Annotated in this window: 16 protein-coding genes; 10 read left to right on the forward strand and 6 right to left on the reverse strand. The window is 39.6% G+C overall.

What is annotated here, in order from left to right; genetic code table 11:
• Positions 1-377: 377 nt before the first annotated feature.
• From purH to HMPREF9078_RS10480, 3 genes are read left to right on the forward strand one after another with little or no spacing between them, the layout of a single operon-like run.
• Complete coding sequence (gene purH / locus HMPREF9078_RS10470) at positions 378-1,910, forward strand: bifunctional phosphoribosylaminoimidazolecarboxamide formyltransferase/IMP cyclohydrolase (protein ID WP_034543585.1); 1,533 nt, start codon at positions 378-380, stop codon at positions 1,908-1,910.
• Positions 1,911-1,932: 22 nt separating this feature from the next.
• Positions 1,933-2,670: an ABC transporter permease gene (locus tag HMPREF9078_RS10475; protein WP_002671101.1), complete on the forward strand. Its 738-nt coding sequence runs from the start codon at positions 1,933-1,935 to the stop codon at positions 2,668-2,670.
• A gap of 1 nt (position 2,671) precedes the next feature.
• A complete protein-coding gene (locus HMPREF9078_RS10480) occupies positions 2,672-3,913 on the forward strand; it encodes an MFS transporter (RefSeq protein WP_009420647.1) in 1,242 nt (413 codons plus the stop codon).
• 59 nt (positions 3,914-3,972) lie between these two features.
• Here HMPREF9078_RS10480 and HMPREF9078_RS10485 read toward each other — a convergent pair whose 3' ends face one another.
• Entirely contained in the window at positions 3,973-4,230 is a 258-nt protein-coding gene (locus HMPREF9078_RS10485) for a hypothetical protein (protein WP_009411745.1), read from the reverse strand.
• A 74-nt stretch (positions 4,231-4,304) separates the two neighbouring features.
• Here HMPREF9078_RS10485 and HMPREF9078_RS10490 point away from each other — a divergent pair, with 74 nt between their 5' ends.
• The 7 genes from HMPREF9078_RS10490 (at position 4,305) to proS (ending at position 13,974) form a co-directional block, all read left to right on the forward strand.
• Positions 4,305-4,610, forward strand: coding sequence for a DUF4286 family protein (locus tag HMPREF9078_RS10490; RefSeq protein WP_051035618.1), 306 nt, complete (start codon positions 4,305-4,307; stop codon positions 4,608-4,610).
• A 102-nt stretch (positions 4,611-4,712) separates the two neighbouring features.
• On the forward strand, positions 4,713-5,747 hold the full coding sequence (locus tag HMPREF9078_RS10495; RefSeq protein WP_034543569.1) for a hypothetical protein: 1,035 nt from the start codon (positions 4,713-4,715) through the stop codon (positions 5,745-5,747).
• Between the two features lie 12 nt (positions 5,748-5,759).
• Positions 5,760-7,376, forward strand: coding sequence for an OmpP1/FadL family transporter (locus HMPREF9078_RS10500; RefSeq protein WP_009420650.1), 1,617 nt, complete (start codon positions 5,760-5,762; stop codon positions 7,374-7,376).
• A 118-nt stretch (positions 7,377-7,494) separates the two neighbouring features.
• Complete coding sequence (locus HMPREF9078_RS10505; RefSeq protein WP_009420651.1) at positions 7,495-8,709, forward strand: RsmB/NOP family class I SAM-dependent RNA methyltransferase; 1,215 nt, start codon at positions 7,495-7,497, stop codon at positions 8,707-8,709.
• 89 nt (positions 8,710-8,798) lie between these two features.
• Positions 8,799-10,820: a thioredoxin family protein gene (locus tag HMPREF9078_RS10510; RefSeq protein WP_009420652.1), complete on the forward strand. Its 2,022-nt coding sequence runs from the start codon at positions 8,799-8,801 to the stop codon at positions 10,818-10,820.
• A 9-nt stretch (positions 10,821-10,829) separates the two neighbouring features.
• Positions 10,830-12,488 carry a S41 family peptidase gene (locus tag HMPREF9078_RS10515; RefSeq protein ID WP_009420653.1) on the forward strand — a complete coding sequence of 553 codons (1,659 nt, stop codon included), beginning with the start codon at positions 10,830-10,832 and terminating at the stop codon, positions 12,486-12,488.
• A gap of 7 nt (positions 12,489-12,495) precedes the next feature.
• Entirely contained in the window at positions 12,496-13,974 is a 1,479-nt protein-coding gene (proS, locus tag HMPREF9078_RS10520) for a proline--tRNA ligase (RefSeq protein WP_009420654.1), read from the forward strand.
• 70 nt (positions 13,975-14,044) lie between these two features.
• On the opposite strand, the gene HMPREF9078_RS10525 is transcribed toward proS, so the two are convergent.
• The 5 genes from HMPREF9078_RS10525 to HMPREF9078_RS10545 all read right to left on the reverse strand — a co-directional run bounded on the left by HMPREF9078_RS10525 (position 14,045) and on the right by HMPREF9078_RS10545 (position 20,398).
• Positions 14,045-14,830 carry a zinc ribbon domain-containing protein gene (locus HMPREF9078_RS10525; protein ID WP_002671132.1) on the reverse strand — a complete coding sequence of 262 codons (786 nt, stop codon included), beginning with the start codon at positions 14,828-14,830 and terminating at the stop codon, positions 14,045-14,047.
• A gap of 2 nt (positions 14,831-14,832) precedes the next feature.
• Positions 14,833-15,930 carry a Nif3-like dinuclear metal center hexameric protein gene (locus tag HMPREF9078_RS10530; protein ID WP_009420655.1) on the reverse strand — a complete coding sequence of 366 codons (1,098 nt, stop codon included), beginning with the start codon at positions 15,928-15,930 and terminating at the stop codon, positions 14,833-14,835.
• An 85-nt stretch (positions 15,931-16,015) separates the two neighbouring features.
• Positions 16,016-16,552 (reverse strand): DUF488 family protein, encoded by a 537-nt coding sequence (locus HMPREF9078_RS10535; protein ID WP_009420656.1) that lies wholly within the window; start codon positions 16,550-16,552, stop codon positions 16,016-16,018.
• A gap of 2 nt (positions 16,553-16,554) precedes the next feature.
• Positions 16,555-20,103, reverse strand: coding sequence for an AAA family ATPase (locus HMPREF9078_RS10540; protein ID WP_009420657.1), 3,549 nt, complete (start codon positions 20,101-20,103; stop codon positions 16,555-16,557).
• 43 nt (positions 20,104-20,146) lie between these two features.
• The gene (locus HMPREF9078_RS10545) at positions 20,147-20,398 is read right to left on the reverse strand and encodes a type B 50S ribosomal protein L31 (protein ID WP_002671135.1); all 252 of its coding nucleotides are present in this window, start codon (positions 20,396-20,398) and stop codon (positions 20,147-20,149) included.
• Positions 20,399-20,816 lie beyond the last annotated feature (418 nt).

Raw genomic sequence — 20,816 nt, forward strand, 5'->3', positions numbered from 1 at the left:
CTATAAGCTAACCCCCCCCTCCTTACACCCTTTTCTCACCAAAAGACCTCCTAGTCTCCTTCTGAAAATCTTCGTTTCCTTCCGAATTCTCCTAACAGTCCCAACACATCGCTTTTTCATCTCTAACTTTGCCCAAGTTTCAAACTTGGGCAAAGTTGAATAAACTAACAATCTCTCTGCTGGTTTACAAGGCATAGCCTTGATTTTGTTTAATTTCTGAGGCACAGCCTCATTCCTCTAACTCAACCTCGCATCTCATTTCCTCATTTTCTCATTTCCTAAATTTCCGGTATTATTGGCATTTTTTTAATCTTTTGTTTGCTTGGTATTGATAAAAAGTAGTATTTTTGTAGCCTAAAATGAAACCTTTTTTCCAAATGAGCACTGCAAAACAAGCAAAATCTGCCTTAATATCTGTTTTCGACAAAACAGGTTTAGAGCCTATCATTCACAGAATGAAAACCTTAGGAATTACTATTTACTCCACAGGAGGTACCGAAGATTTTATCAAGAAATTAGGCGTAGAGGTAGTTCCCGTCGAATCTATCACCGATTATCCTCCCATTTTCGGCGGACGTGTCAAAACGCTCCACCCTAAAATCTTCGGAGGTATTCTCAACCGTCAGGATAATGCACAAGATACTGAAGAAATGAAGCAATACGCTATCCCTCAAATCGATATAGTGATTGTAGACTTATATCCTTTCGAAAAAACAGTAACCAGCGGAGCTAGCGAGCAAGAGATTATTGAAAAGATAGATATAGGAGGTATTTCGCTTATTCGTGCAGCTGCCAAAAACTATAAAGATGTACTTTGTGTGGCATCGGTAAACCAATATGCTGACCTTTTGTACATCTTAAACGAACAACACGGTAGCTCTACTTTGGAAGAGCGCCACTCCTTTGCTACTAAGGCTTTCCGAGTATCCTCACACTACGATACCGCTATCTTCAACTATTTTAATCAAACAGAAGAAATTCCTACCTTAGCAATTAGCGAGTGCGACGGACAAGTATTACGCTACGGCGAAAATCCTCATCAAAAAGGAGAATTTTACGGTAATTTCGATGCTCTTTTCGATAAACTACACGGCAAAGAGCTCTCTTACAACAATTTGTTAGACGTAGATGCCGCCGTAAACTTAATGGCTGAATTTGTAGGTGACGACCCTACTTTTGCTATACTGAAACACAACAATGCTTGTGGGGTAGCAACTCGCAAAACTATCCACGAGGCATATAAAGATGCTCTCGCAGGCGACCCCGTATCAGCTTTTGGTGGCATTCTCATCTCTAATACTAAGATAGATTCAGCTACTGCCGAAACCATTCACTCGCTGTTCTTTGAGGTAATCATTGCGCCTTCTTACAGCGATGAAGCCCTAAAAATACTCGAACAGAAGAAAAATCGTATTATTTTAGTACAGAAGAAAGCCAAAATGCCTACAACAAGTGTGCGCTCGTGTCTCAACGGCTATTTGGTACAAGAAAAAGACCTCAAAACCGATAGCATAGAAGATGTACAATACGTAACTGCTGTAAAACCCTCAGCTGAAGTGCTCGAAGACCTCTTCTTTGCTTCTAAAATATGTAAGAATACCAAATCGAATACCATTGTATTGGCAAAGAATAAACAGCTCATCGCCAGTGGTACAGGACAAACCAGTCGCGTAGATGCTCTTAAACAAGCTATTGAAAAGGCTAAAGAATTTCAGTTTGACCTCAGCGATGCAGTAATGGCAAGCGATGCCTTCTTCCCCTTCCCCGATTGTGTGGAAATCGCTCACGACGAAGGTATCCGTTCGGTGATACAACCTGGGGGTTCTATCAAAGACCAAGCCAGCATCGATTATTGCGATGCACACCAAATGGGAATGGTATTCACAGGAATACGACATTTTAAACACTAAATAAACGCTTTTTAAACAACGTATGAAACACATTGCAGCCGTAGGAGGCTATTTTATAATGCTTTATGATGTCTTTCGCAAACGTACCCGCTGGTCGATAATGAAAGACCTTATCTTGCGTGAGATAGACGATTTGATATTTGGGTCAATAGGCATCGTGACTTTTATCTCTTTCTTTGTGGGAGGGGTAGTAGCAGTACAAACAGCCCTAAATATCGATAACCCTTTTATTCCTAAATATCTCATAGGTTTCGCCACTCGCCAATCTATTGTATTGGAGTTTGCCCCCACCTTTACAGCTATCATCTTGGCAGGAAAAATAGGGTCGTTTATCACTTCCAGTATAGGTACTATGCGCGTAACCGAACAGATTGATGCTCTTGATATTATGGGAGTAAACTCAGTGAATTATTTAGTATTCCCAAAAATAGTAGCCCTAATGTTAATGCCTTTTCTCATCGCCTTAGGTATGTACTTAGGGGTATTAGGAGGCTGGGCTTCAGCGGTGATGAGTGGTTATACCACCTCTGCCGAATTTGTGCAAGGAGTACAATACGACTTCAAACCTTACAGTATGATATACGCTTTCACCAAAACGGTAGTATTTGCCTTCTTCTTGGCTACTATCCCGTCCTATCACGGCTATTATATGAAAGGAGGTGCACTGGACGTTGGGAAAGCAAGTACCGTTTCGTTTGTATGGACAAGTATAGTGATTATCCTTTCTAACTCGGTACTCACACAGTTGTTCTACGCTTAAAATGTATCAAGAAAACAAACCACAATATCGCATTTTACTGCTTATCGCCTTAGCACACGGACTCAATGACCTCATTCAAGGGGTCATTCCGTCTATTTATCCTGCTCTGCAAAGCAAATATGCTCTCACAATGGCGCAAGTAGGGGTGATTACACTCTGTTACCAACTATCAGCCTCTATATTGCAACCCTTAGTAGGCAATTATACCGATAAGCACCCTAAGCCCTACTCACAAGTATTGGGAATGGCATTTACCACTATGGGAATCGTGAGTTTATCGTTGGCGAGTAGCTATACAGCTATACTGTGCTCGGTAGTATTCATAGGGGTAGGTTCATCGGTATTCCACCCCGAATCGTCCAGAGTAGCATTTTTAGCCTCAGGAGGCAGACGCTCGTTCGCACAAGCTATCTTCCAGTTGGGTGGTAACTTTGGGACAGCCTTAGCTCCTCTATTGGTGATATTACTATTGTTCAGCAAAAAAGTAATCGACGGACGAGTTGTAGAAGAAAGCCATCAAGGCAATTTAATATGGTTTGCAGGGTTCTCTATCTTTGCAATGCTCATACTGCTCCTCATAGGCAAATGGCGTAGCATTCTGCTTAAATTGCTCAAAAAGAAAGCTAAAAAACCTGTAGTGTTGCCCAATCTCACTCGTACACAAATACGCAACTCTATGATTATACTGATGTTGCTAGTATTCTCCAAGAACTTCTATACAGCAGCTATCAACAATTACTTTCAGTTTTATACTATTAAAAAATTCGGATTTAGTAATGCTGAGGCACAGGTATACCTATTTTACTTTTTAGGAGCGGTAGCTGCGGGCTCACTTATTGGAGGTTTTTTAGGTGATAAAGTAGGAAGAAAATTTATTATTTGGTTTTCAATCTTAGGGGCTGCCCCCTTTGCGCTTTGGTTGCCTTACGCCGATGCTACCACTACGGCAGTACTCATCGTGCTGATAGGGTTTATCATTTCATCGGCTTTTGCCTCTATTTTAGTCTATTCACAAGAGCTTTTGCCCCAGAAAATAGGAATGATTTCAGGCTTTTTCTACGGTTTTGCTTTTGGTATGGGCGGATTGGCTTCGGCAGTATTAGGCAAATTGATAGACATAACCAATATTGACTTCGTTTATAAACTATGTTCTTTCTTGCCTTTGATGGGGCTTATTGCATACTTTTTGCCAAACTTATCTTCTGTATCTCTTTCTCAAAAACAGACACAAGCAACCCCATAAGGGTATTTTGCAATACTCTTACAAATAAACTTTTTCAGTGTTTAAGCTATATTTCTAACTTACGGTAATGCGTTGAGTTTCTCGATAAGAGCCCCTGCTTTTTGTTCAAAGTCTCTTCTCACTTGTTTGAGGTGAGCGCCTCTGTTTTCCACTGTTTTATCGGCTACTTTATCGATAAGCGTATCAAAATCGTTGAGAATTTCGGTTACAAGAGCCTTACCTCCTTCTGTTTGCATCTTTCCTGTGAAATACACTGCATCGATAATATCACCCAACACGTAGTTAATGTCCTTTTTTAAATTGCGAATACTTGCCATACGTTTTTAATTTATTTATAAATTGGTTGCAAAGTTATGAATTATTTATTATCTTTGCAAAAAATAAATGGGTAATGTATGTATATAATTTAACAGTGGTGATAAGCAATGAGGTATTCCCCCAGTGGCAAGAATGGCTACAAAACGTTTATTTACCTACTATAAACACTAATAAAACCATAGAGAGAGTACGAGTGTTTAAAGTATTAAACGTACCTGAAAAACACTATGCCATTCATCACGAAACTACTTCACCCGCCCAGTTATTGCATTTCATTGAGCACACTATTCCTAAACTCCTACAACAGTCTGCTGAAACTTTTGGCGAAAAGGTTCTCTTTTGGGGTACCCAACTAAAAGAAGTAAAAAGTGAAGAGTGAGAAGTAAATAGATTTTGGCACAGAAATTGATTTACATTCATTAAGCACTAACCATTGACCATAAACCATTAATTACACACTATTAACTAAAAACGATTGACGATGAAAAAGAATTTTAACCTCAGAAAAACGATGAGATACCTCACCTTAGGTCTGGTAGCCTCATTAGCACTTACCTCGTGCGTAGGTTATTACTATGCCGATGGTATCTATAACGACCCTGTACCCGAAAGGGTAAGATATGTGGAGAGAGAAAGCTATCCTGAACGTTATGACTATCCTCCTGAAAACCGTTATACCCCTAATAAATATAAGGATTTTTTCAGTGAAAAAGCACAACAATATCAACAAAAAACTGACAGTAGTTTTACGCATTTCACCGATGTGAATAGCTATCGCTCCAATGCCTATACAGGCAACTCCTCTTACGGAGGTTGGGGCAGTAACCCTTCACGCGTGAACGTAAATGTATATAATAACGGTTGGATAAATCCTTATTACGGCTGGAATAACTATTGGGGCTACGGAGCTTGGTATCCTTATTATAGCTATTACGACTACCCTTACTATCGCCCTTATCGCTCTGGCTGGAGCTTTTCCTTAGGTTGGGGCTGGGGTAATTACTACGACCCTTATTGGGGTGGTTACTACGGAGGTTACTATCCTTACTACGGTTACTATGGCTATCCTTATTATGGATATTACGGATACCCATACTATGGATATGGCTATTATTACGACTATTATCGCCCAAGAGATTACTATTATGAGCCCAATCGTTCATATGGTAGAGATTACTATGGCGGAAGCAGAGGAAGAGCTATCATAAGAGATGATGAACGCAGAGGCGACCCTAATCGTTATAGTGATTACAATAGAGGCTCTTACAATCGTTCTCAAACACAAGGTAATAATTATAGCAATGACGCAAGTCGTCCTAATTACCAAAATCAAGGGCGTAACAATGATTATAATAGAGCTCCTTCAGGCTATGAATTAAGAAGAGCTTATGAGTCTAACAATTCTAACTATTCAGGCAGAAGTTCTAACTATAGCAATAGTAATTCAGGTGGAAACTACAACAGTGGTAGTTCCTCTAATAGTGGAGGAGGATACAGAAGTTCTAATCGTGATTAAAAATATTAACAAATGAAAAAAATCAATCATATATTACTTTTAGGAGCTTTTCTTTTTGTAGCTAATGTACAAGCGCAGAATTATACTGATGCCTTGCGTTACTCAACAGAAGAGCTTACAGGAACAGCTCGTTTTAAAGCGATGAGTGGAGCTTTCGGAGCCTTGGGAGGCGACCCTTCTGCTATCAATGTCAATCCTGCGGCGAGTTCTATCTTTAGCAGTTCTGAAATCTCATTTTCTTTAAATAACAATAATCAGAAAAGAGAGATTACTTTTTTAAATAGAAATACTAAAATGACTAATAATGACTTCAATCTGAATCAGTTTGGAGTTGTGTTTCTATTACCAGATGCTTCTGCTACTTTTAAGAAAGTGAGTTTTGGATTTAATTATCAATTAGCAAAAACATTTGATAATGATAAGTTTTCATATTCTGCTTACAATAACAAAGGATTAGATAATTATTTTTTGTACTATGCTACAAAAGGTAATAACGGAAATCCGTTTAGTTATGGCACTTTTTCAGGAGGTCCTGATCGTATAACAGGGACAGAAGGTAACCAACGAGATGTGGGCGAATTTTATGCTAAATTAGGAAAAACAGAAGGGTATGCTGCACAAATGGCTTATTTAGGAATGATGGCTCAACTTATCACTCCTACTGCTACTTCTACGACTAACATTGCTTATAATCCTAGTGGAGATAATAGAGAACGGTTACAAACTTATAGAATAGATCGTTCAGGTTATGTGAATAAATATAACTTCAATTTTGCTTCACAGTTGGGAGACTTTATAGGCTTAGGATTAAACTTGAATGTTCATAACATCAATGAAAAAGCTCTTTATAGTGCAAAAGATGATAATTTTCAAGGCACTAATCCTTTTTTGCGATATGCTAACCATAAGCAATATATCAATACCACAGGAGATGGTTTTTCTTTGCAGTTAGGAGCTATTATAAAAATAACAGATGACTTGCGTTTAGGTATGAGCTATCAATCGCCTACGTGGTATAGAATGAAAGAAGAGTACAGACAAGTGTTATATGGTACTGTAGGTGTTGCTACTAGAACTTTTGATTCAGACGTTGAGCTTATCAATCGTTATGGAGATGAAATTTGGTATGAACGTGAATATAAATTCCGTACTCCGAGCGCGTGGACAGGTAGTTTAGCTTATATTATCAAGAAAAGAGCCATACTAAGTGTAGATTATACTTATAGAGCTTATAACAATCTAAAGTTTAGAAGTAGTAATATGGAAGGTGAGAACAATATTATCCAAAATGATTTGGGTGATACTTCTACCTTACGCGTAGGAGGTGAATTCCGTATTCCTTTCAAAATGTTTAAGAATGAACCAGCAAGTACTAACTATATAAGCCTTCGTGGAGGTTATCGTTACGAGCAAAGCCCATATCGCAAAGAGGTGGCTACAGTAGGCGACCTCACTGGCTATTCGTTTGGAGCAGGAGTTACTTTAGGAGGTATTCGTTTAGATGCGTCTTATGACATTGCTAAACAAACAAACCTATACCAAATGTACGAAACAATACTTACCGATAATGCTCAAATAAAATCAACTTACGGTAACTTCTTGTTTACCTTTACTGCACAGCTCTTTTAATTAAATAATTATTAAAGTTACTTTTGCATCATATTGTAGGGGCGAATTGTAATTCGCCCTTCAAAAAGATAAAGTAAAGAGACGGTAATTTTTGTATTACCGTCTTATTTTTAGTATAATGAAATTACACAGAAACTTAGTAGATGCCGTAATAGAGGGACTTACCTTTATTTTCAACGAAGGGCAATACGCCGATAAGGTAGTAGAAAAACAACTGAAAAAAGACAAGCGTTGGGGTGCCCGCGATAGAGCTTTTATTGCCGAAACTATTTACGACATTGTGCGTTGGAAACGGCTTTATGCCGAGATTGCCGAAGTGTACGAACCCTTTACAGTGCACAACCTACGCCGTATGTTTGCCGTGTGGGCAACTCTCAAAAGTATAGCTTTGCCCGATTGGGGAAATTACTTTGAAGATACTCCTGCCCGTCGTATCAAAGGCAAGTTCGACGAACTCTCTAAGGTAAGAAAACTACGTGAATCAGTACCCGACTGGTTAGATACTTTGGGAGCACAAGAATTAGGAGAAACGTTGTGGACAGATGAATTGCACGCCCTTAACAGTTTAGCTCCTGTAGTATTGCGAGTGAATACCCTTAAAACTTCTTTGGAACACTTGCAACAGTTTTTGCGACAAGAAGGAGTAGAAACTTACCCTTTGCGCGACTACCCAGATGCTTTGCAGTTAGTAGAACGCAGCAATATCTTTAAAACCCAAGCTTTTGCCGATGGGCTGTTTGAGGTACAAGATGCTTCCTCTCAAAAAGTAGTACCCTTTATGCAGATAGACGACAAGGTGAAACGTGTGATTGACACTTGTGCTGGAGCAGGAGGTAAGACCTTACACCTCGCTACCCTAATGCAAAACAAAGGTCAGATTATAGCGATGGATATCTACGAACAGAAATTGCAAGAGCTCAAACGCAGGGCACGACGTAACGGGGTTTTTAACATAGAAACTAAACTCATAGAACCCAAACAGCTCAAACGTATGCACGGCACATTCGACCGCGTACTCATTGATGCCCCTTGTAGCGGACTCGGCGTACTGCGCCGTAACCCAGATGCAAAATGGAAATTGCAACCTAAATTCTTGGACGAAATACGCACTACTCAACAGGAAATTTTACAACAGTACAGTAAATTGCTAAAAAAAGGGGGCAAACTTGTCTATGCTACTTGTTCTATATTGCCTAGTGAAAACCAACAACAAATAGAAAAATTCTTAGCCTCAGAAGCAGGAAAAGAGTTTCGCTTAGAAGCTGAGGAAGTGATTTTTGCCCATCAATCGGGTTATGATGGTTTCTATATAGCAAGGCTTATTAATGATTAATGATTTCTCTAATCATTAAAAATTGTACATATCATTATTTTGTTGTAATTTTGCACTCTAAAATTTATCACTCATAAACTCAATAACGAATGAAGAAAATAATAACACTGATATTCGTAGTACTTGTTGCAATAGCAAACGCTCAGATACACAACCCTGTAAAATGGAAAACAGCGGTTGAAAAAATCAGCGATAACGAATATTATTTGGTAGCAACAGCTTCCATTGAGGCTGGGTGGAAGCTCTATGCACAAAACATTCCGCCTAAAGGACCTATTCCTACCTCCTTTGCCTTTGAAAAAAGCACAAACTTCGAGCTTATGGGTAAGACCGAAGAAAGTAAACCTATACAAAAGCACGACAAGGTTTTTGATATGGAAATTGCTTATTTTCACAATCAAGCTGTATTCAAACAACGCATCAAAATAGTAAAACCTATAACTTCTATAAAAGCAACGGTAGAGTTTATGAGCTGTGACGATAGCAACTGTTTGCCTCCTGACACAGTAGATTTAGAGTTTTCCCTTTCGGGGATTCCTGTTTCAAGCAAAGTAGCAACTCCTCAGTTTACTTTTGGTAATAATACCGACAGTAATAATACAGTTTCTACAACTATCGTAAGTCAAACTACAACAACAAAAGCTCCTACTACTATCCCTATCTCACGTCAAGGTCTGTGGACAATATTCTTTATATCTTTTCTTTCTGGCTTTGCTGCCTTGCTCACTCCTTGTGTATTCCCAATGATTCCTATGACGGTGAGTTATTTTACCAAACAGAGCAAAACTAAAGCTAAAGGAGTGAAGAATGCTGTAATCTATGGTATTTCTATTATTGTGATTTACGTGTTGTTGGGCTCAGCTATTACTGCTATCTTTGGTGCAGATGCTTTGAATGCTTTGGCAAGCAATTTCTGGTTCAACCTCATCTTTTTCTTAATATTGGTAGTATTTGCCATTTCATTTTTAGGAGCGTTCGAAATTACTTTGCCTAGTTCGTGGAGTACCAAAGTAGATGCTCAAGCCGATCGCAGTGGTTTTATAGGGATTTTCTTTATGGCATTAGCTTTGGCAATAGTATCTTTCTCTTGTACAGGTCCTATTGTAGGTACTTTGTTAGTACAAGCTGCCTCCGAAGGGGGGATCGCTCCTATTATTGGTATGTTCGGCTTCTCATTGGCAATTGCCTTGCCTTTTGCCTTGTTCGCAGCCTTCCCTGGTTGGTTGCACTCCTTGCCTAAATCAGGTGGTTGGATGAACACCGTGAAAGTGGTATTGGGATTTTTAGAATTGGCATTAGCATTCAAATTCCTTTCTAATGCTGATTTGGTATTACAATACCACTGGATAGAACGCGAAGTATTTATCGCTATTTGGATTGCAGTTTTTGGTGCCTTATCGCTCTACCTTTTTGGAAAAATACGTTTGCCTCACGACGATGCCACCGACCGTATTTCAGTAGGTCGCCTGCTATTAGGCTTATTAACCCTTAGTTTTACGGTTTATATGATTCCGGGGTTATGGGGGGCACCACTCAACCTTATCAATGCTTTTCCTCCTCCGCAACATTATAGCGAATCGCCTTACGGTGTAGGCTATACCGCTGACGGAGGTAGTGCGAGCGTAGATGAAGGTGCTCTTCCTGAAGGAGCGCACTTGTTCAAACCTCACAATATCGTTACTTTTGATGATTATGAAAAAGGATTAGCTTATGCCAAACAAGTGAACAAACCCGTATTGTTAGACTTTACTGGCTGGTCTTGTGTAAACTGCCGCAAAATGGAACAAAACGTATGGCCTAACCCCCAAGTGCTCGATGCTCTTAGAAATGAGGTGGTATTAATTTCGTTGTACGTAGACGATAAACGTCCGCTACCCGAAAGCGAAGTGAGACCTTCACAGATTAGAGAAGGCAAGATGATAAAAACCATTGGACAAAAATGGAGTGAGTTCCAAACCCTCCATTACAAAGCCAATACACAGCCCTTTTACGTGCTGATGAATCTCCAAGGAGAGAACTTAGTAGACCCAATAGGATATACCCTTGATACCGATGACCCCGATGAGTTTTACAAATGGATAAAACAGGGGATTACTGCCTTTGGTAAATAAAATTATTTGATGAAAAACAAACACTACATACTCCCCATATTTATAGGCTTAAGTTTAGCATTAGGGCTTGTTTTAGGAAGACAACTTGCGAATTTCTACATTCCCAAGCCTCCTCCACCTGTACCTATGCCTATTACGGATATAGATACGGTGCAAGAGAATCCTTATAAAGTGAAATTAAACAGACTTATCGATTATATAGAAGAGGACTATGTAGATAAAGTAAATACCGATAGTATTGTAGACCTCACAATAAACAGTATTTTGCGCAAATTAGATCCTCACTCCACTTATATCTCTAAAAGTGATATCCAAGAGGTAGCCGAAACGATGAGTGGTAAGTTCGTAGGTGTGGGTATTAGCTTTTATATGTACAAAGATACCATTGCCGTAATCAAACCTATTGAGGGAAGTGATGCTATGCACAAAGGCATTCGCTTTGGTGATCGTATTTTAATAGCAGGGAAAGATACCTTGTTTAAAAAACACTTAAATACTGATAAAATCAAAAATATTCTCAAAGGAGAAATGGGGTCAAAAGTAGATTTAACTATTTACCGAAAAAGTAAAGATAGTCTTTTTAAAATAGGTATTGAGCGAAAGTTTATTCCTATTAAAAGCATTGATTGTTTTTACAAAGTAAATGATACTTTAGGCTATATACGTATGAATAGGTTTGCCGAAACTACTAATGATGAATTTGACTCAGCACTTAAAGCTTTGGAAAAAGAAGGTATTAACAGTTTAATTCTAGATTTGCGTAATAATTCTGGTGGCTTTCTCAATGTTGGAATTCAGATAGCCGATGAGTTCTTAGCAAAGGATAAGATGATTGTATTTACCAAAAATAATCGCAAAGAAATAGAAGAAACCTATTCTACTGCTGGTGGGTTATTCGAAAATAAACCTATATTTGTACTTGTCAATGAAAATAGCGCCTCAGCTAGTGAAATTGTAGCAGGGGCTTTACAGGATAACGATAGAGGTGTGATAGTAGGACGTAGAACTTTCGGCAAGGGATTAGTACAAAGCGAAATGCCTCTACCTGACGGTTCGGCAGTACGCCTTACTACCGCTCGCTACTACACTCCAACAGGACGCTCTATACAAAAGCCCTACAACTTGCGTCACCAGCGCAGAAGCTTTCAAATAGATAATGCTACAGTCCCCGATTCTTTAAAGTTTACAACTCCTAAAGGAAAAGTAGTGTATGGTGGTGGTGGTATCTACCCTGATGTATATGTACCAGTAGATATGAAACCGGAAACCTATATGGTAAATGAAGTGCTAAACTCAGGACTTACGAACTTCTTTTTGTTTGAATATTTAGATAGTCACCCTTCTCAGAACCATAAGCCACAAAAGTCGTATTTTATAGGGGGATACAAAGTGCCCAAAGAAATGCTCAACGCCTTTTCAAAGTTTTTAAAAGAGCGTAAAATCAACATAGATTTCAAACGAAACAGCAATGATATATCAAAATATCTAAAAGCTAACTTGGCTGAGATATGGTTTAACGATAATGTAGCAGGGCTTATCAGGAATCAAGGAGATTTTTACATAGAAAGCTGTCTACACTACTACAAACAAAAACACCCTAAAAATGGCACTGAAAATCCTACTAAAGTGGTAAGGAGAAAAGCCAAAAAACCTATAAAAAGAGTTTAAAAAATATATGAGCAAGAATTTAACATCACGTAGTGAAGACTATTCTAAATGGTATAACGAATTGGTTGTAAAAGCCGATTTAGCCGAAAGTTCAGGCGTGCGTGGCTGTATGGTAATCAAACCTTACGGCTATGCTATTTGGGAAAAAATGCAATCAGAGCTCGACCGTATGTTTAAAGAAACTGGTCACACCAATGCTTATTTTCCTTTATTTGTACCCAAAAGTTATTTTGAAGCAGAGGAAAAGAATGCTGAGGGTTTTGCTAAAGAATGTGCCGTAGTAACCCACTATCGTCTTAAAGCCGACCCTAATGAAAAAGGAAAACTAATGGTAGACCCCGAAGCAAAACTCGAAGAAGAGCTGATAGTACGTCCTACCTCAGAGGCGATTATTTGGAACACCTACAAAAACTGGATACAGTCTTACCGTGATTTGCCTATACTCATCAACCAATGGGCGAATGTTGTGCGCTGGGAGATGCGCACCCGTCTATTTCTTCGCACTGCCGAATTCTTGTGGCAAGAAGGACACACCGCTCACGCCACTAAAGCCGAAGCCATAGAAGAAGCTCAAAAGATGATGAACGTATACGCCAACTTCGTAGAGAATTTTATGGCTGTGCCTGTAATAAAGGGTGTAAAAAGTGAAAGCGAACGCTTTGCAGGGGCTGACGATACCTACTGTATAGAAGCCCTTATGCAAGACGGAAAAGCACTGCAAGCAGGAACATCACACTTCTTGGGACAGAACTTCGCCAAAGCCTTTGACGTGAAATATGTGAGCAAAGAAGGTAAACAAGAATATGTATGGGCGAGCTCTTGGGGGGTCTCAACCCGCTTAATGGGAGCACTCATTATGACCCACAGCGATGACAACGGATTAGTACTTCCTCCTAAATTGGCTCCTATACAAGTGGTGATTGTGCCTATCTACAAAGGAGCAGAACAATTAGAAAAAGTGCGCTCCCATATTCAGCCTTTAATTGAAGAACTCAAAAAACACAATATCAGCGTAAAATTCGACGATCGTGATACACAGTCTCCTGGCTTTAAGTTCCACGAGTACGAACTCAAAGGGGTTCCCGTGCGCTTAGCCGTAGGGCAACGCGACATAGAGCACAATACCTTCGAAGTAGCCCGTCGCGATACCCTTACCAAAGAGACAGTAGCTGGTGGCCAAATTGTAGCACATATCCAGCAATTATTAGAGGATATACAAGCAAATATCTACAACAAGGCATTACAGTACCGCAACACTCATATTACTGAGGTAAATAGCTATGATGAGTTTAAGGAATTACTCGAAACTAAAGGCGGGTTTCTTTCAGCTCACTGGGATGGCACTCCCGAAACAGAAGAGCGTATCAAAGAAGAAACCAAAGCAACTATACGTTGTATACCTTTGGATATCAAGGAAGAGTCTGGGTATTGCATCTACTCGGGTAAGCCTTCGAAAAAACGAGTGCTTTTTGCTAAAGCTTATTAAAAATAAAATGAGTCCAGTGATTGCTGGACTCATTTTTCTTAATATAATTAGTTTCCTCATTACTTATCTTCTATGCTTTAAAACTTTTAAACAAAGTTTCCATCTTTTCTCTTTCTTCTTCAGCTAAAGCTGCATCTACCAAGATTCGTCCACTGTGTTCATCAGTAATAATCTTTCTACGAGAGGCAATTTCTACTTGTACTTGTGGCGGAATAGCAAAGAATGAACCTCCAGAGGCTCCACGCTGAATTGGCACTATTGCTAAACGGTTCATCACACTACTGCGAATGCGTTGATAGGCTTTTAGCAAACGCTCTTCAATTTTAGCCGCATACTCTTCTGCTTTTTCTCTTAAAAATTCCTCCTCTTTCTCAGTTTCTGCCAAAACAGAATCAAGTTCAGCTTTTTTGTGCTTGAGGTGCGCATCACGTTGGGCTTTGCGCTCATCTACTTGTTTGATAGCCTCTTTCTTTTGGTCTACTTGCGCTTTACCTTCTTTAATGCGTTTTTCTGCCAACTGTACTTCTAACTCTTGGAATTCTATCTCTTTAGAAAGAGAGGTATATTCACGATTGTTACGTACATTCTTTTGCTGGGTAGTATATTTTTTAATAAGGGCTTTTGCCTCTTCAATTTTTGCCTTCTTCTCAGCAATTCCTGCCTGCAATTCGTCTAACTCTTCTTTAAACTTTACGTGACGTTTTTTTAAACCCTCTACCTCATCTTCAAGGTCTGAAACTTCTAACGGAAGCTCACCACGAGTGTTTTGTAACTCATCAATCTTAGAATCGATAAGTTGTAAATCATACAATGCTCTTAATTTTTCTTCTACGGTTATATCCACTTTTTGTGCCATATCTATGAATAATATTTGATAGGATTTGTATCTACATTTGATATTGAGAGGGCAAAAGTAGGAATTTTTTTTGAAAGATACTCAAATAAAATAAATTTTATGTATTGTTCACTTTCAAAATGACCTATATCTGCTAATAATATTTCCCCCTCTGCCCTGAAAAAATCGTGGTATTTAAAGTCTGCACTCACAAAAACATCTGCTCCTGCTCGCTTAGCATCTTCAATTGCAAAAGCACCACTTCCTCCCAATACAGCTACTTTTTTTACTTCTTTTCCCCTGAATGCTGAATACCTAATACAGCTTACCTCCATTTTCTCTTTTAAATAAACAAGGAAATCTGCCTCACTCATCGGAGTTTCAAATTCCCCTATCATACCCATTCCTATATGTTGATGCTCGTTTTCGAGTATATATATCTCATAAGCCACCTCTTCATAGGGGTGATTTTGGCGAAGTGCTTTTAGGATTTGGGATTGTAAGTGCTTGGGAAAAATAACTCCTATTTGTGTTTCATCTTCTGTGTGAAATACATTGGGTTCACCAATAGTTGGGAGCGAAGATTCATTGCCCTTATAAGTGCCTTTCCCTTCAAGATTGAAACTACATTCCGCATAGTTGCCAATATTCCCCGCTCCTGCTTCGAAGAGTGCTTTACGTAGCTTCTCAGCATTAGCTTTTGGAACATAGGTAATAAGTTTTCTAATAATATTAGGCTGTGGAATAAGTATGGAGCGATTATGCAATCCTAAACGGTCAGCAATAGAAGCATTCACTCCTAACAGCTGATTGTCTAAAGCCGTATGCATACTGTAAATAGCTATTTGGTGTCGAATCGCTTTCATCACTACTCGTTCCACATAGGTCTTTCCTGTAAGCGATTTAAGCCCACTGAAGATAATCGGGTGGAAACTAACAATAAGATTACAATTCTTTTCAATAGCTTCTTCTACCACAGCTTCTAATGTATCTAAGGTGATGAGAACTCCTGTTACTTCGGCATTGGCGTCACCTACCAATAAGCCTACATTGTCAAAACTCTCAGCATAATCAAGTGGTGCAAGAGTTTCAAGAACTTTAGTTATGTCTTTTACTTTCATCGTATTATTTTAATGTTTACATACTTTTTCACAGTTCTTTTAATAAAGATTTTCTCTAATCTTTTTCTATATCTGATTTATTGTGTTAGAGATTTAAAATCTCTCCATCATCGTAATACACTACTCTGTCTCCTATAATACGAGCAGGAGCGGTGTATCTATGAGGTTCTTCCTTACCTATTGCCATAATATGATTTACTTGCCAACCCTTGGCTTTCAAATAATCTGATACCATCGACCTATGACAACGCCACCAAACAGCCTCTGCACACATATAAGCAGTAGTTTCTTTTTCAGCTATAGCAATGAGTTGAGCAATACCTTTTTCAAAATCATAAGTCTCCATATAATCAGCATAAGCTCGGAAAGACTTGTTATGCCAACGAGTATTCTTAGAGTCTTTATGTACTTTACGTCTGCCACCTAATAACGTGAGATGGGTATAGGCTATCCCAATTTCGGGTAATACTATCTCTAAGTTTTCTTTATTAAATTGTGGATATTTATTAGACCCTGGTAACCCTCTGATATCAACTAAATGTTGTATCTCAAACGATTGTAACATCTCTATAAATTCTTCCAATGTATGTGTGGAATGTCCTATAGTATATATTCTCTTCATAATCAATTACTAACCACTATTTTACTCTTTCCATTACCTTCCTTCTGTACCACTACTTTCACAGCAATACGCTCTACCATCTCCTGCACGTGAGAGATAACTCCCACTTTCTTCCCTTGATTTTGCAAACTCTCTAAGGCATCTAAGGCTACTGAAAGTGTCTCAGAGTCTAAAGAACCAAAACCTTCGTCTATAAAGAGGGTCTCTACGTTCATTTTGGTAGATGAAAGAGACGAAAGTGCCAAAGCTAAAGCCAAGGATACCAAAAACGATTCTCCTCCTGAAAGTGAGTATACCGACCGTACCTCAGCTCCCATATCGTTGTCTATCACTTGCAGACTAAGAGAGTTAGGAATGCGTTGCAGGGTGTAGCGCCTATTGAGGTAGCGCATCTGCACATTAGCATATTGCAAGAGCATATCCAAAGTGTACTCTTGCGCGTATTTGCGAAACGCATTACCTGTACTACTTCCTATCAGGTCGTTGAGCAAGCTCCAGCGATGAGCGAGTTTTTCCTTTTCTTCTTTGGCTGTATGCAACTCAACTGCTATTGCTCGCTGTTGCTCATCATTTAAAAGCCGACTCTTTTGAGTGACTACCGTATCGCGCAAGGTATCTTCTTCTGCTGTCTGTTCTGCCAACTGCTGAACGATATCTTCTTCTGTAAAGTTGAGTGGTCTTTTTTCTTTTAGTGTTTCAAGCGCTTGCTGTTTTTCATTCGCAATAGTGTTGTATTGTGCAATGCGGTCATTTAAGGATTGAAGGGCTTGGCGCTCTGATTGTAGCCATTCGTGAGAACGATTCGCCCACTCTTGCATTTTCCTTCTTATATGCTCTATTTGAGCAGGCTTGTAGGCTGTAAGCCATTCTTTTATTTTGTGAGTTGCCTCGGCTATATGAGCTTGCGATTGCTGTTGTTGCGTCGCTAAGGTCTCTAAGGTTTTTTCATTAGCCGTCATCTCCAATAAAATAGCGTTATATTGCTGTTGCGTTTGCTCTAAAAGAGTTGTTAATTGCTCTAACTGCTGTTGGTAAGTCTCTTCTATTACTTGAACCGATTTTCCTTCTAACAATCCCGCACGTTCTTCTTTCAGCGTTTGTAATTGCGCTTGCTCTTTATCGATTGCCACTGTCAATTCGGTGAGCTCTTGACGGAGTACTTGTTGTGAGGAGGCGAGCTCAGTGCGCTCTTGGGTGAGTTCAGCAAGGCGCTTTTTGTATTTTTCGATACAAGCCGAATGCGCTTCCCAGTCGGTTTTAGCAGTGGTAATTTGGTTTTGAAATTGCACAATATCGGTTTTCCAAAGGGTAAGCCAAGCGTCCGAAAGTTGCAAGCTCTGTAATTGCTGACTGTATTTTTGCCGTTGTTGCTCGTAATTTTCAGCGTCTTTCGCAAGGGTATTCAGCTCATCAGTAAGCGATTTGAGTTGGTTGAGGACTTCAAAAAGACGCTCGTTTTCCGCTAAAAGATGTTCTGTTTTTGCTATCTTATCAGTGATATATTCTTCTATTTTCACAGAAGGATAGGTCGTATAATACACTGATTGCGACAAGCGTTTGCTCTCTTGTTGCCATAAATCCGTACGCTCTGCGTTTTCTGCTGTCTGACTCTCTATACGCTTTTGCAGTTCTTTGAGTTCTGTTTCTTTGGTGATAACCTCTTTGGTAAGCGTTTCTAATTGTTTTTTAGCCGTTAGAAATTCTTGTTGCACTGTATCTATCAGGTGTTCAGCTACTGCCTTATGAGCATTGGGGTGGTGTACCGAACCACATACGGGGCAGGCTTCTCCTTCCACCAAATGTTCTCTCAAAAACGCTACATCTTTGGTATTTTCTATTTGTGCCCTTTGGTAAATGCGTTCCGCTGTGTCGCAAGCTATTTGGGTGGCTATCTTCTCAGCTTTTAAACGTTGCAATGTTTCCAATATTTGGCTTTGGGCGTTTTGCATCTCTTGTAAGAGCACTTCTCCCTGAACCTTTGCGTCAGTGTATTGCTTGATATGTTTGGCAATCTCTCTATCCGCCTGATACACTTGCAAGGCGGTGAGATAAGCCTTCTGCTGTTTGGCAAGCGTCTCTATATCAGTTGAAGGGAGTGCCTGTACAGGGTATTGTGCTTTCAGCTCATTGAGTTGTTGTGTAAGGCGTGCTTCTGCTTGGCTATGGGCGGTTAGTTTTTCATTGAGTTGTTGCTGTTCTTCCACAAGCTGTTTGAGCCACAACGCATTGCGGTACAACTGCGCTTCATCAGGGTGAGTGTTGAGCCACTGCTCTTCTTGCTGAATGTACCTCTCCCCTTTCTGTATATGTTCAGTTACTTTTTCAAGCGACTCTTTTTTAGCTTGCAAAGCACTCTCTTTCGCCTCTTGTTGCTGCTGTTTTTGCTCAAAAATCTGCGTTAGTTCTGCAAGTCGTACGTCCAATTCCTTTGCTCTGGCAATAGCAGGTTTGGCAGTTTCATAAGTCTTTTTGGCAGTAGCCAAATCGTTTTCGGTTAGCAATTTTTGCTCGGATACCTTAGCCTTATCAGCTGTGAGCCGTTCTTTTTCGGCAGTAGCTTCCTTGAAATGTTGCTGAGCGGTTGCTAATAGTTCTTTTTCCCTTTGCTCGGTGAGGATATCCCCTTTTATGGCTTGTAATTGCTCTATGATAGCAAGCTCTCCAAAACGTTCCGCTTGTGAAGTTTTCTCTTGTTCGGCTTTTTCTTTATTGGCAATAGCCTCTTGCCATTGCTGAGTGTACAACTTCTGATTGTCAAACCACTGTTGTTGTTCTTTTAAAGTAGCGAGCGAGGCTTGTAAGGTTTTCAACCTCTCTTCATCGGCTGTAAGTTGCTCGGTCAAAGCACTGCGCTCTTCTTCCGTTAAAAAAACGATGTTTTCGAGCTGTTTTTCTAAGAGTTGGAGTTCGTTTTTATGTTGCTTGTTGAGTTCGTACACTTGCTTAGAAATGCGTGTGTAAATCTCCGTACCTGTGAGTTTTTCTAAGATATCCGACCGCTTATCATCATTCGCTTTTAAGAACGACGTAAAGTCTCCTTGTGCCAAAATCACCGATTTGGTAAACTCGTCAAAAGTCAAGCCTACGCATTCCTTTATCTTTTCGAGTACCAATGTCTTACGGTTTTCGGCAATCAGTTGGTTATCCGTCAGGCAAGTAAGTTGCAAAGTTTCAGGCTGAATTGCCCCCGAAAGTTTGTTATAGGCTCTGCGTACCTGCCATTCCGCTTCATAAGTCTTGCCATCTACCGCCTGAAATACCACTTTGGCATAGCCCGAAATCGCCCCTTTGCGCAAAAGATTCTTCACATTATTCACCTGCACCTCAGCCGATCCGTCAGCAATAGCAACCGAGTTTTTTGTAGTTGCCAAGCGAGGGGTATCGTTGTAAAGCGCAAGACAAATAGCATCTAAAATGGTAGATTTGCCTGCTCCTGTCGCTCCTGTAATAGCAAATAACCCCACCGATTTAAGGGGTTCAGCTTCCAAATTAAGCGTAAAGGGACCTTCTATAGAAGCGATATTATGAAGAGAGACCGAAAGTATTTTCATAAGAAAAAAAACCTCCGTGAGGAGGTTTTTAAAAGTTGCTATGTTATTTTTGGAACTTAGCGTATTTGTTTTTAAACTTATCAATACGTCCGGCTGTGTCGATAAGTTTAGATTTACCAGTGTAGTAAGGGTGCGAAGTGCGAGAAATCTCTAATTTTACTAATGGATACTCAACCCCTTCTACTTCAATAGTCTCTTTTGTTTCTACGGTAGACTTTGTGATGAAGATATCGTCGTTCGACATATCTTTGAAAGCCACCAAACGGTAAGATTCTGGGTGAATTTCTTTTTTCATTGCAATGCTAATTTTATTACGTAATTTTTTCAGGGCGCAAAGGTACAACTATTTTTCGAATTGACAAACTAAATAATTAAAATCTAAAACCTTAAAATATAATTCACTGATTATTAAACACTCCTATAACCCTTGTATAACAATCACCTAAGATTCATCAAAGTCTCAATTGTCGCTTTTGCATCGCATCTCCCCCTTTAAAGATAGCCAGCGAGAAGTTTTCATCACATTCCCTCCGTCATTCGTCATTCGTCCCCCGTCATTTCTTCCCTTTTCCGTCATACTCCCCCCTAGTGCCTATGCCAAGGCCTAGCTGCCTCTTCCTCTTTCTTTCGCCTCGAAACTCCGTTTTTAACATTTTTAGTACTATTGTATTATAGTATGAATCAACCACTTATATACCCTTTCTATACCAATC

It is taken from the genome of Capnocytophaga sp. oral taxon 380 str. F0488, from assembly GCF_000318255.2.
Taxonomy (GTDB): Bacteria; Bacteroidota; Bacteroidia; order Flavobacteriales; family Flavobacteriaceae; genus Capnocytophaga; species Capnocytophaga ochracea.

What these genes read in the sequence shown, in the direction of transcription:
- HMPREF9078_RS10500 (WP_009420650.1), top strand. Translation starts at nt 5,760, where the DNA reads ATGAAAAAAATCAATCATATATTACTTTTAGGAGCTTTTCTTTTTGTA.
- purH (WP_034543585.1), top strand. Translation starts at nt 378, where the DNA reads ATGAGCACTGCAAAACAAGCAAAATCTGCCTTAATATCTGTTTTCGAC.
- proS (WP_009420654.1), top strand. Translation starts at nt 12,496, where the DNA reads ATGAGCAAGAATTTAACATCACGTAGTGAAGACTATTCTAAATGGTAT.
- HMPREF9078_RS10540 (WP_009420657.1), bottom strand. Translation starts at nt 20,103, where the DNA reads ATGAAAATACTTTCGGTCTCTCTTCATAATATCGCTTCTATAGAAGGT.
- HMPREF9078_RS10535 (WP_009420656.1), bottom strand. Translation starts at nt 16,552, where the DNA reads ATGAAGAGAATATATACTATAGGACATTCCACACATACATTGGAAGAA.
- HMPREF9078_RS10545 (WP_002671135.1), bottom strand. Translation starts at nt 20,398, where the DNA reads ATGAAAAAAGAAATTCACCCAGAATCTTACCGTTTGGTGGCTTTCAAA.
- HMPREF9078_RS10510 (WP_009420652.1), top strand. Translation starts at nt 8,799, where the DNA reads ATGAAGAAAATAATAACACTGATATTCGTAGTACTTGTTGCAATAGCA.
- HMPREF9078_RS10480 (WP_009420647.1), top strand. Translation starts at nt 2,672, where the DNA reads ATGTATCAAGAAAACAAACCACAATATCGCATTTTACTGCTTATCGCC.
- HMPREF9078_RS10475 (WP_002671101.1), top strand. Translation starts at nt 1,933, where the DNA reads ATGAAACACATTGCAGCCGTAGGAGGCTATTTTATAATGCTTTATGAT.
- HMPREF9078_RS10490 (WP_051035618.1), top strand. Translation starts at nt 4,305, where the DNA reads ATGTATGTATATAATTTAACAGTGGTGATAAGCAATGAGGTATTCCCC.
- HMPREF9078_RS10515 (WP_009420653.1), top strand. Translation starts at nt 10,830, where the DNA reads ATGAAAAACAAACACTACATACTCCCCATATTTATAGGCTTAAGTTTA.
- HMPREF9078_RS10505 (WP_009420651.1), top strand. Translation starts at nt 7,495, where the DNA reads ATGAAATTACACAGAAACTTAGTAGATGCCGTAATAGAGGGACTTACC.
- HMPREF9078_RS10485 (WP_009411745.1), bottom strand. Translation starts at nt 4,230, where the DNA reads ATGGCAAGTATTCGCAATTTAAAAAAGGACATTAACTACGTGTTGGGT.
- HMPREF9078_RS10495 (WP_034543569.1), top strand. Translation starts at nt 4,713, where the DNA reads ATGAAAAAGAATTTTAACCTCAGAAAAACGATGAGATACCTCACCTTA.
- HMPREF9078_RS10530 (WP_009420655.1), bottom strand. Translation starts at nt 15,930, where the DNA reads ATGAAAGTAAAAGACATAACTAAAGTTCTTGAAACTCTTGCACCACTT.
- HMPREF9078_RS10525 (WP_002671132.1), bottom strand. Translation starts at nt 14,830, where the DNA reads ATGGCACAAAAAGTGGATATAACCGTAGAAGAAAAATTAAGAGCATTG.